Origin of the sequence: Agrobacterium sp. 22094 (genome assembly GCF_052046015.1) — a bacterium.
Lineage (GTDB): Bacteria > Pseudomonadota > Alphaproteobacteria > Rhizobiales > Rhizobiaceae > Agrobacterium > Agrobacterium cavarae.
The window spans coordinates 112,626-128,872 of sequence record NZ_JBQEPX010000007.1; the positions used below are offsets into that span (position 1 = coordinate 112,626).

Sequence of the window (16,247 nt, forward strand, 5' to 3'; positions counted from 1 at the left end):
GCATCTTCATTGGAGAGTGAGCCCCTGAGACCTTGTCTGCCGAATTGCCTCAGTCTGTTTGAGTGCCGTCACGCTGCGCTCGTAGGCAGACAGTTGCTGCACCGTCCTCATCGTGTTCCAGGCCTGCTGCACCTCACTCTTCTGGGCGGCGTTCATGCCAGACGTCACGCGCTGGAAAGCCTCGCCGTTGGCGTCCTTCGCTGCGAGAGGCAGGAACGTCCTTTCTCCGAAGCGTTCGGTGACTGCCTTGGCGAAACCTTCGAGTTCGGCCTTCACCATTTTGTCGGCGAGCGCATATTCGAGGCTAGAGGGCAGGTCGTTGCGGTCTATGGCGTCACGGACGCGCTCCAGCACGCTTTTCGCATTGGACGAGAGGGCCGGGATCTCCAGCGCGACCTGCCTGCGGACCGCAAGCTCCTCTGCGTGATTTCGCCGTTCGGCATCGACACGCTGGCGGAGATAATCGCTGATGCTGTCGGCGAGCGGCGTGATATTCTTCAGCGCCCGGTCCCGGTCGATCTTGTCGCCGCTGCTGGCGAGTAGACCCGTCTTGCCCTTGAGTGCACCAAAGGTTTCAGGCTCGCTGGCTATCCTAGCGATGGTCCTTTCGGCAACCACCTGGTCGCGCAACATCGCGTCGACGTTGACGGCTTTGAACGCGCTTTCCGGCTGCGCGTAGACGTGATGGAAGCGCATCGAGACTTCTTCCCATTGCTTCTTCAATGCCGGATCGGATGCAAGCTTGTCCTCAACTGCCTGATCGATCGATTTCGGGAAGGTGGTGATACCGGCCACCATTGGTTTGTTCTCCTTTGCTAACGTTCGAATTGTGCTGGCCGTCGAGGAGGCAAAGCCGAGCTTGGTGCCCATGGCCGTGAGCCGGCCGGCGAGATCGACAAGCTTTTGCTTCTGCCGGATCGTCCATTCGAGACGATCACGCGCAACGGTTGTGGCAACGTTGACGATGTGAAGGCCGCGCGCCTCGGCAAAGCGCAGTGCCTGCCGGTAGATGCTGCCGTCGGCGTAATCGAGCGTCGTTCCTTTGGAATTCCTGCGCGACAGGATCTCGACCAGACCGCCAGCCTTGGCGAAAGATCGGCGACCATAATAGACCCCGAGATCCTCACGGTGACGGGTCATCGCCACATAGGTGAGGTGACGATCCAGTGAGAGGGACGCCAGCACCTTGACCCGGTCTACCGTCGCGCCCTGGCTTTTGTGCACCGTTGTGGCATAGCCATGATCGACATTGTTGTAGAAGCGCTGTTCGACGATTACCTGGCGCAGGTGCTCACCCTCGCCGATGACGGACACTAGGCGACCAGGTGTCGCTTCCACCACCGTGCCCAGCATGCCATTCTTGACGCCGATCGCCCCTTCGTTTTTCAGGAAGACAATCTGGTCACCGGCTGCAAAGTTGCGGTTGCCATCTGCGGTTTTGAACACAAATCCCTGCTCTATGATGCCGCGCTCGATAAGCTTGTCGCGCGCCAATTCATTCAGCATTCGGACGTCACGGCGCAGATGCGCCAGGATCAACGTGGGCTTGGCAGGATCGTACTCTCGATCCCAGTCGGCGATGAGGTTGGTAACCGCATCAGTCTTCAGCTCGGAGCCGATCATCTTTCCATTCGACTGATAGGCTGCGACGGCTTTGCCGACATGACCGCGCGCCAGATCGAGCGACGCGTCGCGCATCCATTGCTCACGCTGGCGATAGATCGTTTCGAGTTCCGCATAGCCGATGCGATCGGCAATGGCGCGGAAGGCAGCACCCGCTTCGATCGGCTGAAGCTGTTCTGGATCGCCAACAAGCACGAGTTTGGCGCCGGCTTTTGTGACGGCTTCGACGAATGTCGCCATCTGCCGCGACGAGACCATGCCGGCCTCGTCCAACACGAAGACCGTTTTATCGTCGAGTCGCCCGCGACCTTGGCTCCAGCGGAGTTCCCAGGACGAAAGCGTGCGTGAGACGATACCCGCCTCCCTCTCCAAACCTTCCGCCGCCTTGCCGGCGAGGGCACCACCAACGACACGATAACCGGCTGCTTCCCATGCCTCACGCGCCGCCTTCATCATCGTTGTCTTACCTGCGCCAGCACGGCCAATCACGGCGGCGATCCGCTCGCCACCGGCAACGTGTTCAATTGCGGTCTTCTGCTCTTCGGACAGCCGTTCGTGACGTCCAAACGTCGCTTCGAGCACGGTCGGCCGGACACCATGCGACGACTGCTGCGAGAGCCAGATCGCCCGGTTGGCCATCTCGGCTTCGAGACGGAGCAGCTCGCGTGTCGTATATTTTGCCGGCGCACGGACCCCAGTCGCGAAGTCAATGCGTTCGCGATCAAGCCGGATGGTTTCGGGGCTCTGCAGGATGCGCGCCATCAGGCTTTGGAAGAGACCTGCATCGTCGATATAGCGATGAAGGATCTTGGCGACGTCGCGTTCGTCGAAGACACTCTTCTCCCGGGTGATAAGATCAAGCACGATCTCCGGACGACGCTGGATCCGACGGGCGTTCTCTGTTCGTCGCTCTTCCTGCAACTCCAGTCGTTCGAGCGCAGCTTCTTCCCCCGCAGGTCCATTCCCACTGGCTGTTTTCCTCTCAATCGCCTTCGTGCCGACGCCAAGATGGATAGTCGGCGTCAGCTCAATGCCCTGCTTCTCAAAGGACCGGCCATCGATCCTGATATCGAGGCCGGCAAGCGCAAGATGTCGGCTCTGGCAGGCGAACCAGCCGTCACGAAACGCACTGAAATCCTCGAGCCCGCCAGCCCAAAGCTCGTAGACGATCTTGCCGCTATCGTTGCGCAGCGGTTTGCCATCCGGTCCCCTAACCGCCACCTTCTTCGAGCCGAAACCGTCTTCGGTCAGCGGCCGCAAAGTGGTCATCAGATGAATGTGCGGATTTCCCGGTGCGTCGTGGAATACCCAGTCCGCCACCATGCCCTGGGCGGTGAGGTGGCGTGCCACGAAATCCCTGACGAGCTCGATGTTCTGCTGGGCTGACAGCTCGATTGGCAGGGCGATGGTGACATCCTTGGCGAGCTGCGCATCGGAGCGTTTCTCGAACGCCTCGACTTTATTCCAGAAGGCTTCGGAGGCGCCAGATACGGATCGATCGGAAATCAAGGATTGCAGCCAATCAGGTGCGTCGGCCGGAATCACAAACTCCTCGTGCAGCAGACCCTGCTTGCGGGTGTAATCGATGGTGCGGGCTTCCCGCTCATAGTCCATTTTAGCGCAATGCCGGTACGCCGCCGACAGCACTGCGCTGCGGCCGGAGCCGCGCGTAACGATGCTGACTGAGAAATGCGGAACGGCCATTACCGGACGAGCTCCTTCAACCCAACGAAATCAACTTGTTCATGAGGAGCGGAAGGCCCCGCCAGGGCCTAGAAGCATGGCGTCGCATCAGCGACGTATAATTGCGCCCTTCGGATCCGTCCTTCGAACGGTCGGGATGATGCTCAAAAGCGTAGGCTCCGCCTACTCGCATTTCTGCTAGTAGATCGGCACGCCGATCTGAAGGACTCTGGATGCGTGAACCACGTAATGCACCAACAGAGGACGATCCAGAGATGAAAAAGCCATCATCCAAGATCCGCGAAGAAATCGCCAAGCTTCAGGAACAGCTCAAGCACGCGGAAACGAGAGAGGCCGAGCGTATTGGTCGCATCGCACTTCGGGCAGGCCTCGGCGAGATAGAAATCGAGGAGAGCGAGCTTCAGGCAGTGTTCGATGAACTGGCCAAACGCTTTCGCGGAGGCAAGCCGGGCACGAGCGAACGGAACGGGACAGGGGAAAGCGCCACGGGCAGTGGGCGTTCACAAGCGCTCTCGTTTAGCGCGACTTCGGGCAGCGATCGTGAGGCTTGAAAGGATGAGCAGGAACGCAACGTCCGATGCCCGGAAGAAAGATACGCGTGACAAGATTGAGCTCGGCGGCCTGATCGTCAAAGCTGGCCTACGTTTCGAGAAGCGAGCGCTTTTGCTCGGAGCGTTGATCGACCTGCAGAAGCGGCTGAAGTCCAACGAAGAGGAGCGAACACGATTGACGGCGATAGGAGCGGAGGCGTTCGGCAATGAAGGCGAATAGGATCGTTTTCATCATTCTGCCTGTGGCCATGATGAGCGCTGCCATGTTCGTAATGACAGGCATTGAGACATGGCTTGCCGGGTTAGGAAACTCCGAAGCGGCAAGGCTTACTCTTGGACGGATAGGGGTCGCCGCACCCTATATGTTGGCGGCTGCACTCGGCCTGATTTTCCTGTTCGGAACGGCTGGGTCGGCGAGCATTCGCGCTGCAGGCCTTGGAGCCGCTATCGGCAATACGGTGGTCATCCTGGTGGCGTGCTTGCGGGAAGGAATGCGCTTGGCAGTGCTCTCACCCCAGGTCCCAGCCGGAAAGTCCGCGCTATCCTACCTCGATCCCTCGACCGTGATCGGCACGGCCGCTGCACTGATATCAGGATGCTTTGCAGTGCGGGTGGGGATGGTGGGCAACGCCGCATTTGCGCGGGCTACACCGAAGCGCATCGTTGGCAAACGCGCTTTGCACGGCGAGGCCGACTGGATGACACTTGCCAGAGCCGAAAAGCTGTTCCCGACGACCGGCGGCATCGTCGTCGGTGAGCGGTATCGCGTCGACCGTGACGGTGCCAGCGGTGTTTCCTTCCGTGCAGATAACAGTGAGACGTGGGGTGCTGGAGGCCAGTCGCCCCTCCTTTGTTTCGACGGATCGTTCGGCTCCTCGCATAGTATCGTCTTCGCTGGATCGGGCGGTTTCAAAACGACCGCGGTCACAATCCCGACTGCTCTGAAATGGGGCGGACCGCTCGTCGTGCTCGATCCGTCGAACGAGGTTGCGCCCATGGTCTCGAAACATCGTGAGGACGCCGGCCGGCGCGTCAGGATCCTCGATCCGCGCATGCCCGCGAACGGCTTCAACGCCCTCGACTGGATCGGTCAGTATGGCGGCACCAAAGAGGAGGACATCGCCTCGGTCGCATCATGGATCATGAGCGATAGCGGTCGCGCGTACGGAGTGCGCGACGACTTCTTCCGTGCTTCAGGCTTGCAACTCCTGACCGCAATCATCGCCGACGTCTGCCTGTCCGGTCATACGCCGAAGGACCAACAGACGCTGCGCCAGGTACGCAGAAATCTATCAGAACCCGAAACGAAGCTTCGCCAGCGACTCCAGGATATCTTCAACAATTCGGATTCGGACTTCGTGAAAGAGAACGTCGCCGGTTTCGTCAACATGACGCCGGAAACATTCTCCGGCGTCTACGCCAACGCCATCAAGGAAACACACTGGCTCTCTTACCAGAACTATGCATCACTGGTCTCGGGTTCGACATTTCGAACCGAGGACATCGCATCCGGAACGACGGACGTGTTTATCAACATCGACTTGAAGACACTGGAGACCCATAGCGGATTGGCGCGTGTCGTGATCGGCTCATTCCTGAACGCGATCTATAATCGCGATGGCGCGATGGAAGGGCGGGCGCTGTTCCTGCTCGATGAGGTCGCGCGGCTCGGTTACATGCGCATTCTGGAGACCGCGCGGGATGCTGGCCGCAAGTATGGCATCACTCTGACAATGATCTACCAGTCGATCGGCCAGCTGCGCGAAACCTATGGGGGGCGCGAAGCGTCCAGTAAGTGGTTCGAGAGCGCGAGCTGGATCAGCTTTGCCGCAATCAACGATCCGGAGACAGCAGACTACATCTCTCGCCGCTGCGGCATGACGACCGTCGAAATCGATCAGGTCAGCCGCAGCTTTCAGTCGCGCGGGTCGTCACGGACCCGGTCAAAGCAGGTTGCCGCTCGGCCGCTCATCCAGCCGCATGAAGTGCTGCGGATGAGAGCTGACGAGCAGATCGTCTTCACGGCAGGAAACCCGCCGCTCAGGTGCGGTCGCGCCATCTGGTTCCGGCGAAACGATATGAAAGCTTGCGTTGCGCAGAGCCGATTCGCGCCGCGCGCAGCGCCCCGCCATTCAAAATGAAGAGCATCGGAGAAATCAGCATAGCGACGACCGCCAGGGCGTGATTTCGGGAATTCTCGTCATGCTTCGGTCGGTTATCGGGCAGCCGCAGGAGGCTTAGCATAGCGCCGCGTTAGCGGAAGCCGGGACCGACTGCCCCCGACCGAGGCATTCTGCTTGAGAAAGCCGTCTACTGGTCGGGTACCCCCTTCGGTCAGTCCGCCGAAGACCTCCGTCACCGCGTTGGTGATGGCTTGGCCAATAGCGAAGATCGAACGGGGACTTCGTTCGCGACAGCGCATAGACACGTACGCCGGAGGCGGACCGGCCAAGCACGACTGCATCGCCAGATCACGAAAATGAATCAATCACTCCCGAGCGATTCAAAACTGTCGTTGGACGAAGATTCCAAGAAGCACGATCATGCCGACATGATCATCCAGCCCTATAACCTTTATATCGAGCGCTCAGACGCCACGAGAAACATGGCTCGCTTCTATGCGATGTCGATCGAGCCAAACCTTTTTGGGGAAGCTTGCCTGATGCGACGTTGGGGTCGTATCGGAACGCGCGGCCAGACGATGAGTCACCATTTCGAGACTGAGCAGGAGGCAGTCGATCTGTTTTTAGAGCTTCTCCGTCAGAAAAAGCGTCGCGGCTACTCATCCGTGGCCCATCAGGCGCCCGCGGGTAGATAACAGGGCTCGTAACCTTGAAGGGCGAGGATGAAGACGAGATCAGGAGTGGGTGCTGATAGTAGAACGTCGAGATCAATCCGAGCGACCTTGTTGGCTTTGGTCGTGGCGTTTTCAGCTTCCAACACGTCAATCAACATCCAGCTTACTTGAGCGACAAAAGCCCCGAGGTAAGCCTCCAATTCCAATAATGCGTTGCGGTCTGGCGTATGGCCTGCGTCGTCGATAGAGATACTAATTGGCAAACCCGCCAGAAGATTTGATCGCCAAAATCGACACGCCGGATGTGGGCGAGCCAAGGTGCTCGTGGAGCCGGCACTTGGCAACAGCGCGACAGACATGATGCTCAAGCTGATCAACGAAGGTCCCTTAGAGATTTAAGCGGGGCCTGGCTGTGATGTCGACCGATATGGCCGGAAGCGTCGCGTCGTGGTCAAAAAGGACCGTAGTCTTGGATCTGGATTTCGAGTTCGTAGGTCGTGTTCGTCTCCTCGACCTTTGTGAACTATGACAGACGAGTCCGGGAGGGGATGGCAAGGCCAAGGATCGCGCCATCGACCGGAAAATCTGTGGAGTGGGGGCCGATTTGCGGCAGCTGCCCTCAAAGACGGGTAAAGCAAATTGGGGGCACTGCCCATCCTAGAGGCCGGCGCACTCACCTGACACAATCATACATTCTGAGCAGCTTCCTGCTCCGTATGCCACCCCTAAATCCGGACTCGGCTCAATGCCTGATCAGGCTCTGATCTCTTGGTAGGAAAGAAGGCCCCGCCAGAGGCGGAGCCTCGTGATTCTGATTAGTCATGGTTCGGGCGGGACCAGATGAGCTGGAGGCCTTCCTCGCCTTCGACCTCGGCGAGCGTCGCGTAGATCGGAGCCGGGAAGCTTGGATCGTCGAGCTTAACCGAGAGATAGTCGCGGCCCTGCTCGGAGGTCCTCTGCCAAGCGGCGCCCAGCTCGACGCTGCCGGCGTAGACGCGGAACTGCGGGCCCTTGTCGGATGGGTTCTCGACCCGAGCGATGCGGGCCTTGACGTTCAGGGCGAGAGTTCGGATGGAGCCGGTGAAGCCGTTTTCGGTGGAGGTGAAGTTGCCGATGGTAGCCATTGTCGTATTCCTTTTCTCGTGTTCGGGCCGCGCCCATCGCGGCCTCGATGGCAGTCGACAAGACCGGAGACGATCGGACCGCACCTGATAAGGCCGCAATGCAATGGAGGGCGGCAAGTCGCATATTTGTTAGTGGGCGAGGAGGAGCCCGTGAGGGATACGGGGTAAGAAATCTGAGCCTTGTCGTTGCGGGAAGGCGATCGAGGCGCAGCCGGTCTCCGGTCAGACATGCCTCATCGAGCCGCAGATGGGTTGCCAGGAACCCTGTCGTAAAGGGATATTGCAATAGCGTGACTCGGCATTTCCCCGAGCACACTGGCATCCGTTCCATCACCTCGCTCGCGCCGCCGTCACCGCTTGCTTCAGTTGGGGAAACGAGACCGCCCTCGAACATTGGCCTGCTTGCCCGCTATGCCTCGTGCGATATCGTGCATCGCGAATCGCAGCCTGGAGGATCAATGTTTCGATCCTCACTTTCGATTCGAACCGACGCTCGAAGACGAGACTGCTAGCATCAGCCATAACCCGAGGATGGGACTAGGTTCGGCGCCCGAGAAGGGCGAGACCATCTGCAAGCATACGCTTCAAGATCAGCTTCCTGCTTTCCCCTGAAGCAGAACCAGCTTCGGCGATAGCAACAGCAGCAGGCGGTGGGTCGGCGGCCCCGGAATTTGAGAGCTTGAAAGGCTCTTCGGCCACTGAGGAGACAACGACATGCGTGATTGTCGTCTCATCCGACTTGACCGCGACGGCGACCTGTCCTCCGGAGCGGAGTCGGCCGACGCCTATCTGAGCGGCCTCCTGCTCATCCTGTGCTTCGACCAGCGATGTCTGCGTCACGAGAAAAAAAGGCATGTGTTTCCACGAAGTTTCTTAATGCAGATCTCATTCGCGAAGCCTGTGCGGTCAAGGTGCAGCATCACATTTGCGGTCGCATCAGACAAAAAAAAGGCGCTCTACCCGAAAGGGGAGCGCCTTCTTCTGTATCCCGGACAACGTCAAACGCCGCGGCGATTGCAGCGAGCAGGACATCGGCTCATCGGGAAGTGATCCTTAGATGTTACCGATTGAGAGCGATTTCAAGCCGAGAGCGGGGATCCAGAGTCATTTCAAGGCAGATGTGCGTTCATGGCTCAAGAGCCGACCCGCAAAGTAGCGAGATGGCGTGGTACCAAGCGCCTTCCTGAACATGACGATGAAGGGCGTCGGAAGGCGCCAGCCCCGAAACATTTCTGACGTGGTGCTCGAAAGGACAACGAGTTGGTTGACCAAACGCGATCGCGTCATCGCCTGGTCGTGATCGCCAGCAAAGTCAAACGAAAGACAAAAAAATGGGCCAGCGGAAATCGCGGCCCTGAAGTGCGGAGATTTGAAACCTCCAGAGGGGAACAGTTGCTGCGGCGGAACTGGGAGGCTACCGCCATGTGCAACAACTAACGCCATTATGCCTGGTTTTTGATCAGCTGAACAACTTTTATTGTGCAACGCAGCTATGCATGAGTAGCGACACCTTCCTTGTTCGGGTCTGAAGCAAGTTGAACCTCGACTAGCTATAGCGCGAGCAGCCATCCTGCAGATCGCCCGCGACGAAACCAGTACGGGGTCGGAGCCGGCATTGTCGGCGAGCGCACGGCCATTCTGTTTGAACGAGTACCAGCTGACTGATTGCCTGCAGCGTGACGGTCCGGCATCTCGTTGACCGGCATAGCTTAGGTTGCCCACCGCCTCCAAATAGACGCCATACCTTACTGAGAACCCATTTTGGCCACGTGCCAGTGCCTTTTAAAGACCCAAGCAAACGTACTTAAGTTCGGTGTAGTCATCTATGCCGTATTTCGATCCCTCGCGTCCGAGTCCAGACTGCTTGACACCTCCGAAAGGGGCCAATTCTGTGGAGATAAGACCTGTGTTTACGCCGACCATCCCAGTCTCCATATCCTCGGCGACCCTAAAAATGCGAGCAAGATCCTTCGAATAGAAGTAGCCGGCCAGTCCAAATTCTGAGTCATTGGCCGAACGGATCACTTCCTCTTCCGTATCGAACGAGATAAGTGGGGCCAAAGGCCCAAAGGTTTCTTCGCGAGTAACTTTCATGTCCGAGGTGACACCGACGAGCACCGTGGGAGCGAAGAACTGCCCGCCGGTTTGGACTGAAGAACCGCCGGCTACAACGCGTGCACCGTTTGCCAAAGCGTTGTCGAGATGACTCTTGACCTTCTTCATCGCGTTGCCGTCAATCAGAGGTCCGATCTCTACGCCAGCGTCAAAGCCATTCCCGACCTTGAGGGCGTCAACGCGTTTCGCGAGCTTGGCCGCAAACTCATCATAGACGCTTGATTGGACATAGATGCGGTTTGCACAAACGCAGGTTTGCCCTGCGTTCCGGAATTTAGCCGCAACAGCCCCTTCGACGGCTGCGTCAATGTCGGCGTCGTCAAACACTATGAAAGGCGCGTTACCACCAAGCTCAAGGCTGAGCTTTTTGATCTGATCGGCACCCTGACGCATCAGAATGCGGCCCACATTGGTCGAGCCGGTGAATGAGATCTTCGCGACCAACTCATTTGCGCAGAAACTTTGTCCGACCATCTCTGCGTCGCTTGATGTGACGACATTGAAGATACCTCTTGGTATTCCGGCGCGTTCGCTAAGGACGGCGAGAGCCAGGGCCGAGAGCGGAGTCTGTGCGGCTGGCTTTGCGATAATCGAGCAGCCGACTGCCAAGGCGGGCGCCAACTTGCGGGCAAGCATTGCGTTCGGAAAATTCCATGGCGTGATGGCTCCAACGACGCCGACTGGCCTTCTTAGTACAAGGATGCGCTTATCGGCCTGATGAGCCGGGATTACATCGCCGTTCAGACGCTTTGCCTCTTCTGCGAACCATTCGATGTAAGCGGCGCCGTAGAGAATTTCTCCCCGGGCTTCTTGGAGTGGCTTGCCCATTTCAGCTGTCAGAATGATCGCCAAATCATCTACGTGTGCCACAACAAGATCGTGGAATCGGCGCAGCATTGAAGCACGTTGCTTGCCCGTCAGCTTAGACCAAGACTTCTGCGCGTGGCTGGCAACGTGAATCGCTTTTTCAAGATCGCCTGCATCGAGATCTGGCACCGACGCGATCCTAAGACCCGTCGCAGGGTCGAGAACATCGAATGTAGCTCCGCTTCCGGCGGCCATCCATTCGCCGTCAACGAACGCCTTTTGTATAAAAAGGCTTGGATCTTCCAATTTCGATGCGAGGTCAAAGTTTCCCACGATGTCGCTCCCTAGAAAGCGCAGCGTCTCACAGCTGCGAATACGATGATCTGATTGTTGGGTGAGCCTCCCGCCTTGTAATAGCGAGAGGAAATTTCGGTGAGAGTTTGAAGGCCTTAACTTTGCGATGTCCTGCAGGTGGACAACAATCGAGGGTCGCTGAGGCAAGCTCGATGGGAGTGCCCTGTCACTCTCGCCAACTTGAGCCCTTATTCATGTGGAATGGACAGCCGCTCTCGGCCTTGAGACATATTCCGCGCTCAGCGGATCCAGCTGTTCCACCGTTGGACAAGCAATCCCATGTTTGCGTTTATCCACTCGGCATCGGGAGTGATGACCTTGCTGTCCATCTCCTCCGCAGAGGGCAACCCTTCTTGCGCTTCTTTTGACATCATCCCGATGGCGCTGCGACTAGGAGGCGTACACGAAAGCCGCTCGCAGACTTTCGCTTGAGCTTCGGGATGATCGAGCCAGAAAGCCACGAGTTTAAGAGCGTTGTCGTGGTTTTTTGCTCCCTTGATGAGCGCGATGCGGTCTCCAACCAGAAATGCGCCATCGTAGCTCCAGCCAATTTGAAAGCCCTCGGTCTGGAGGGCTTTCGCCCTTGTCAGCCAAATCTGACCGAGACTGTACTCGCCGTTTCGAAAGCCTTGAACGCTCTGGTCGCCGGTCTTCCACCAGAGCTCAACCGACGGGCGGATGTTTTCAAGTTTCCGCAGAGCTCTCTCGACGTCCAAAGGGAAAAGGTCTTCCTTATTGACACCATCCGCTAGCAGAGCAGCGGCCAACACCCGCCAAGGGTCGTCAAAGTTGGGGAACGCCCTTCCTCCAGGAAACCGCTCGGTATCCCACATGTCGGCCCAATTTTTAGGATTATCACCGGCCTCGCTTGGCTTATAAGCTAGAAGCGTCGCAGTCGACTGAAGACGCGCGCCCCCTCTCGCACAAGTATCGGAGACCAGATCGATGTTTTGGCTGTAACGCTTACAAAACTCGGTCAAGTCCTCGGTGATGTCGAAGTGGCGCTGGGATCCCGCCTGGATTTCTCCTTCTAAGAACAGATCCCAAGTCACGTTTCCAGTTTGCACCATTGCTGACGCTTTGGCTCGCTTTTCAGCGTCAGTCGCAGAAACAGCTATTACTTCGATTCCGGTCGCTTTAGTGAAGGGTTCGAACCATTCTTCACGTAAAACTTTTTCGTAAGTTCCCCCTGTGGTGGCAATTACAACATTTTCAGCCCCTTCTGCGGAAAGTGGCATGAGCGCTGTGGCAAGCAGCGTAACCGCGACCGAATATCCGGCCGCAATCGGGCAAGCCTTCGGCGTCTGACCGAAGTGGGTCATTTTGAAGTCCTTTCGAGCTGTTGACTATTCTATTTCGAGCGCTTCGCTGTCAGCCGTTGTGCGCAAGCCATGAGAACAAGGGAAATCGCGATAAGCACGGTTGATGCAGCTGCTATTATAGGTGTGAGATTGAAGTCGATGTCCTCGAACATCTTTCTTCCTATGGACTTGCCTCCGATGTCCGAGATGAAAAACGATACTGTCGCATCGTCGAAGGATGCGAGGAAAGAGAAGACCGCGGCGGCCGCCACACTCGGGGCGATAATAGGCAATTCTACTAAGAAGAATGCCTGTACGCGGCTTGCTCCGCAGCTTCTTGCCGCCAGTTCGAGGGTGGTGTCGAGTTTCTGCAATGCAGCGCCGACGACGATCACGACATACGGAACAGCGAGCACTGTGTGCGCAAGCACGAAACCGACAGTCGTGCCAGTCATTCGTAGCGGTGAAAACACCAGATAGAGTGCGACACCGACGACCACGTGCGGAACGATCATGGGACCGAGCGCGAGTGCCTGGAGCGACCCCCGGCCCGGAAGGGTGCTTTTCGAGATGGCTAAAGATGCCATAGTTCCGATTAGCGTGGACAATGTTGCTGTCAGAATGGCGATCTTCAAGCTAAAGCGGGTGGCACTCATCCAGTCGGCATCAGCAAAATACGCTTGATACCATTTCAGGGTTAAGCCGCGCGGCGGAAACTCCAGGTAAGATCCATCATTCAGACTTAACGGAACCACCAACAATGTCGGAAGAACAAGGAATACTAGAATTGCTGTGACGATTGATGCTGAAAGCATCGTCCCCATGACCACTCTTATAGGAGTATGAGAATGAGGTTGCTTGGTCAGCATATCGTGCGAGGCAAGGCTGAGGTTGTCAGATACCACTGGTCAATCCTTTGCTAAGTGCCAACGTCTTTCTAAAGAGGATGATGACTGCCAGCGTGAACGCCAACAGAACAGTCGACAGCGCTGCGGCGAAGGGCCAATCCAGCAGCACCGTCGTTTGCTGACCTATGAGTGTCGCCATCATCAATGAACCCGGTCCACCGACCAGAGCTGGCGTGACGTAGAAGCCGAGGGCCAGCACGAAGCACATGACGCATCCTGCGAATATCCCAGGGAGCGCTAGGGGCACTGTGATCCTGACGAATGCGTGAATAGGTCCTGACCCGAGGGTTCGCGCCGCGTTTACGAAGTGCTCTGGTATCGCACGCAGGGCAGCGTAAATGGGGAGGATCATGAAGGGGAGCAGAACATGCGTCATTGCCAAGATGACTGCACCCTGGGTGTAAATCATCTTTAAAGGACTTGAGATCATGCCAGCAGAATGAAGTAATTCGTTGATCAAGCCGTTGCGTTGCAGGAGCACGATCCAGGCATATGATCTGATGAGTACAGACGTCCACAAGGGGATGATAACGCAGGCTGCTACGATTGTGGCCAATGGCCCTTTGAGGCGCGTCATCGCGTACGCGACTGGGAAACCAAGGAGAAGCGCAGCGCCCATAACTGCAACAGCGACAGCGACTGTTGAAAGCAGAACAGCTAGGTAAAGGGGTTCGTCCACAATCCTGATGTAGTGGTAGAAGCTCAAATCAGGCAGGCTCAGAGCGACCAATTTGAAGAGCGGATAAACGAAACCAGCGAGCATCACCAAAAGGAACGGCAAGAGCAACAGTGTGGCTGTGAAATGAGAGTACGTCGTTGCCGAAGACTGTGCGAGCAAAACGCTCTGCCAGCTCGAGCAACGTGACTTGTTTCGAAAGATCCTCATGCAGCGGACCTCTCGGAAGCGGAAAAACAACACATTGCATTTGGTTCGACTATGACATCGACCTCCTGCCCGGGCTTGAAGGGCGCTACGCTAAAGACGTGTGGAACCTGCGCCTCGACTGCTGGCCTGCCTGGGAGACTTAGCCGGACTATGAGGACGTCATGGGCGCCCATAAAGATTGAATGTTCTACTACACCTGGAATTCGATTAGGTTTTGTTTCCTTGCGTGCGTCGATACCAATCATTTCAGGCCGCAAGGCAATTGTGACCCGCTCCTGTCCGCCTGATGAAGCCGTCCGACTTCTGTAGTCGCCTGGCATAGTGAGAGTGATATTTTCGCACAAACGGATATCCTGTCCGCCGTCCTGCCTAGCGAAGCTTTCACCCTCGAGAAAATTCATCCTCCCCACGAAATCCGCGACGAAAGTCGATTTTGGCGATCGGTAAAGCTCAATAGGGGTGCCAATCTGCATCACCCTTCCACTCTTCATGATGGCGACGCGATCCGACATAGTCAGAGCTTCTTCCTGATCGTGCGTCACATAGAGGATTGTCGCGCCGACAGATTGCTGGATACGTTTAATCTCGATCTGCATGGCTTCTCGAAGCTTCTTGTCCAGAGCTCCCAGTGGCTCGTCCATCAACATAAGAGGCGGCTCGAAAGCGAGCGCGCGCGCGACCGCAACACGCTGTTGTTGACCGCCTGACAATTGAGCTGGAAGTCTGTCCGCAAATGATGCCAGCTGAACAAGTTCAAGCATCTCGTCTGCTCGTGACTTCCATGTTCCCTTCCATCTTTTTTTCAATTTCAATGGGAAGGCGATGTTCTGTCGCACCGTCAGGTGCGGGAAGAGGGCGTACTTCTGAAACACCATTCCGATATTGCGGTCGTTGGGAGCAAGCTGCGTCACCTCCTTCGAACCGATTATGATTTCCCCACTGCTCGGCCGCTCAAACCCGGCGACCATGGACAGGATACTCGTCTTGCCGGAGCCGGACGGACCGAGCACAGACATGAACTCACCAGCATTGACGGTTAAATTCAAATCATCGACGGCGAGCGTGTCATCGTATCGTTTCACTAGGCGATTAAGTTGTAAGGCTTCCCCGATCAAATTGTATCCTCCTCATCTCGTGGGTGCAGATCGGCTTATGAATCAGCCAGTTTGTCAAAACGAGACAGACCCGGCGACGAGACGTCCAAAGCGTGGTAGAAACCCGCAATTGGCGTCACATAAGCTTTGCACTAACTTCACATTTGATTTTTGTGACATCAAAAAATGAGCGAGTCAACAAGGATCGAGGGAATATGGCAGGTAGTGCGCGTGATGAGGGTGATGTAGCTGCCCAGGGGCAGCGTATGGGGAACGCCGTATACGACGTTCTCCGCGAACGAATGATCAGAGGACGCTACGCCCCCGGCTACAAGTTCACCGTCAGAGGTGTAGCCGCCGAGCTGGACGTTAGTACCACGCCGGCTCGCGACGCTCTCAATCGACTCATAACTGAGTCGGCGCTCGTATTCTCAGGACCCAAAACACTGGTTGTGCCGACCATAAATCGCAGCCAGCTGAAGGACATAACAGTCACGAGGATCGCTCTCGAGGGCACCGCTGCTGAATATGGGGCGCGGAATGCGACAGCGGAAACTATTCAGCGACTGCAGGAAATTCAGATAGTTATCAACACTGCGCTGCAAGAAGGCAGGTATCAGGACGCACTTTGGCACAATAAGGAATTTCACTTCGAGGTATACAATCTATGCGGCATGAGCGGCCTTCTTGAGATAATAGAATCGCTATGGGTACGCATTGGCCCGACCCTCCTCAATCTCTATCCTGAATTCGCCGAAACCCGGAGCGGCGTGCACAATCATCTCGTCGTGATTGAGGCCCTCACCGAGCAGGATCCGATTAGCGTCAAAGCTGCGTTTGAGAACGATATTCGCGACGGTTACAGAAAATTACGGCGAGAAGCGCCAAACAAACAAGCATAAGACACAACCTAAAGATTGATGTCACATATTGACTCTTCCTATTTTTGTTGCAACAAAAATGTGAAGAGCAGGCAAACCTGT

14 protein-coding genes are annotated in these 16,247 nt (G+C 56.7%); 5 read left to right on the forward strand and 9 right to left on the reverse strand.

The window, feature by feature from the left end:
* Positions 1–6: 6 nt before the first annotated feature.
* Positions 7–3,327: a Ti-type conjugative transfer relaxase TraA gene (gene traA / locus ACTJK5_RS21835; RefSeq protein ID WP_440613235.1), complete on the reverse strand. Its 3,321-nt coding sequence runs from the start codon at positions 3,325–3,327 to the stop codon at positions 7–9.
* Positions 3,328–3,581: 254 nt separating this feature from the next.
* Between traA and traC the strand changes: the two genes are divergently transcribed.
* From traC to ACTJK5_RS21855, 4 genes are all read left to right on the forward strand, one after another.
* Positions 3,582–3,878 (forward strand): conjugal transfer protein TraC, encoded by a 297-nt coding sequence (gene traC / locus ACTJK5_RS21840; protein WP_440613236.1) that lies wholly within the window; start codon positions 3,582–3,584, stop codon positions 3,876–3,878.
* A gap of 4 nt (positions 3,879–3,882) precedes the next feature.
* A complete protein-coding gene (gene traD / locus ACTJK5_RS21845; RefSeq protein WP_296081834.1) occupies positions 3,883–4,098 on the forward strand; it encodes a type IV conjugative transfer system coupling protein TraD in 216 nt (71 codons plus the stop codon).
* On the forward strand, positions 4,085–6,019 hold the full coding sequence (traG, locus tag ACTJK5_RS21850; RefSeq protein ID WP_440613237.1) for a Ti-type conjugative transfer system protein TraG: 1,935 nt from the start codon (positions 4,085–4,087) through the stop codon (positions 6,017–6,019). Before traD ends, traG begins: the two co-directional genes overlap by 14 nt.
* Before the next feature lie 233 nt (positions 6,020–6,252).
* Positions 6,253–6,696, forward strand: coding sequence for a WGR domain-containing protein (locus tag ACTJK5_RS21855; protein WP_440613238.1), 444 nt, complete (start codon positions 6,253–6,255; stop codon positions 6,694–6,696).
* On the opposite strand, the gene ACTJK5_RS21860 is transcribed toward ACTJK5_RS21855, so the two are convergent.
* From ACTJK5_RS21860 to ACTJK5_RS21895, 8 genes are all read right to left on the reverse strand, one after another.
* The gene (locus ACTJK5_RS21860; protein WP_440613239.1) at positions 6,675–7,052 is read right to left on the reverse strand and encodes a hypothetical protein; all 378 of its coding nucleotides are present in this window, start codon (positions 7,050–7,052) and stop codon (positions 6,675–6,677) included. The genes ACTJK5_RS21855 and ACTJK5_RS21860 overlap by 22 nt on opposite strands.
* Positions 7,053–7,490: 438 nt before the next feature.
* Positions 7,491–7,799, reverse strand: coding sequence for a DUF736 domain-containing protein (locus ACTJK5_RS21865; RefSeq protein WP_062597706.1), 309 nt, complete (start codon positions 7,797–7,799; stop codon positions 7,491–7,493).
* Between the two features lie 537 nt (positions 7,800–8,336).
* On the reverse strand, positions 8,337–8,654 hold the full coding sequence (locus tag ACTJK5_RS21870) for a hypothetical protein (protein WP_440613240.1): 318 nt from the start codon (positions 8,652–8,654) through the stop codon (positions 8,337–8,339).
* A gap of 927 nt (positions 8,655–9,581) precedes the next feature.
* Entirely contained in the window at positions 9,582–11,054 is a 1,473-nt protein-coding gene (locus ACTJK5_RS21875) for an NAD-dependent succinate-semialdehyde dehydrogenase (protein WP_440613241.1), read from the reverse strand.
* Between the two features lie 260 nt (positions 11,055–11,314).
* Entirely contained in the window at positions 11,315–12,313 is a 999-nt protein-coding gene (locus ACTJK5_RS21880) for an ABC transporter substrate-binding protein (RefSeq protein ID WP_440613267.1), read from the reverse strand.
* 113 nt (positions 12,314–12,426) lie between these two features.
* Positions 12,427–13,200, reverse strand: coding sequence for an ABC transporter permease (locus ACTJK5_RS21885; RefSeq protein ID WP_440613268.1), 774 nt, complete (start codon positions 13,198–13,200; stop codon positions 12,427–12,429).
* Between the two features lie 70 nt (positions 13,201–13,270).
* Positions 13,271–14,170 carry an ABC transporter permease gene (locus ACTJK5_RS21890; protein WP_440613242.1) on the reverse strand — a complete coding sequence of 300 codons (900 nt, stop codon included), beginning with the start codon at positions 14,168–14,170 and terminating at the stop codon, positions 13,271–13,273.
* Complete coding sequence (locus ACTJK5_RS21895; RefSeq protein ID WP_440613243.1) at positions 14,167–15,285, reverse strand: ABC transporter ATP-binding protein; 1,119 nt, start codon at positions 15,283–15,285, stop codon at positions 14,167–14,169. The genes ACTJK5_RS21890 and ACTJK5_RS21895 overlap by 4 nt, the downstream gene beginning before the upstream one ends.
* Positions 15,286–15,479: 194 nt before the next feature.
* Here ACTJK5_RS21895 and ACTJK5_RS21900 point away from each other — a divergent pair, with 194 nt between their 5' ends.
* The gene (locus tag ACTJK5_RS21900) at positions 15,480–16,166 is read left to right on the forward strand and encodes a GntR family transcriptional regulator (RefSeq protein WP_440613244.1); all 687 of its coding nucleotides are present in this window, start codon (positions 15,480–15,482) and stop codon (positions 16,164–16,166) included.
* Positions 16,167–16,247: the final 81 nt, after the last annotated feature.

Excerpts from the sequence above, each read along its gene's own strand:
- traA (WP_440613235.1), bottom strand. The coding sequence starts at position 3,327 with ATGGCCGTTCCGCATTTCTCAGTCAGCATCGTTACGCGCGGCTCCGGC.
- traC (WP_440613236.1), top strand. The coding sequence starts at position 3,582 with ATGAAAAAGCCATCATCCAAGATCCGCGAAGAAATCGCCAAGCTTCAG.
- traD (WP_296081834.1), top strand. The coding sequence starts at position 3,883 with ATGAGCAGGAACGCAACGTCCGATGCCCGGAAGAAAGATACGCGTGAC.
- traG (WP_440613237.1), top strand. The coding sequence starts at position 4,085 with ATGAAGGCGAATAGGATCGTTTTCATCATTCTGCCTGTGGCCATGATG.
- ACTJK5_RS21865 (WP_062597706.1), bottom strand. The coding sequence starts at position 7,799 with ATGGCTACCATCGGCAACTTCACCTCCACCGAAAACGGCTTCACCGGC.
- ACTJK5_RS21870 (WP_440613240.1), bottom strand. The coding sequence starts at position 8,654 with ATGCCTTTTTTTCTCGTGACGCAGACATCGCTGGTCGAAGCACAGGAT.
- ACTJK5_RS21880 (WP_440613267.1), bottom strand. The coding sequence starts at position 12,313 with ATGCCACTTTCCGCAGAAGGGGCTGAAAATGTTGTAATTGCCACCACA.
- ACTJK5_RS21885 (WP_440613268.1), bottom strand. The coding sequence starts at position 13,200 with ATGGGGACGATGCTTTCAGCATCAATCGTCACAGCAATTCTAGTATTC.
- ACTJK5_RS21890 (WP_440613242.1), bottom strand. The coding sequence starts at position 14,170 with ATGAGGATCTTTCGAAACAAGTCACGTTGCTCGAGCTGGCAGAGCGTT.
- ACTJK5_RS21900 (WP_440613244.1), top strand. The coding sequence starts at position 15,480 with ATGGCAGGTAGTGCGCGTGATGAGGGTGATGTAGCTGCCCAGGGGCAG.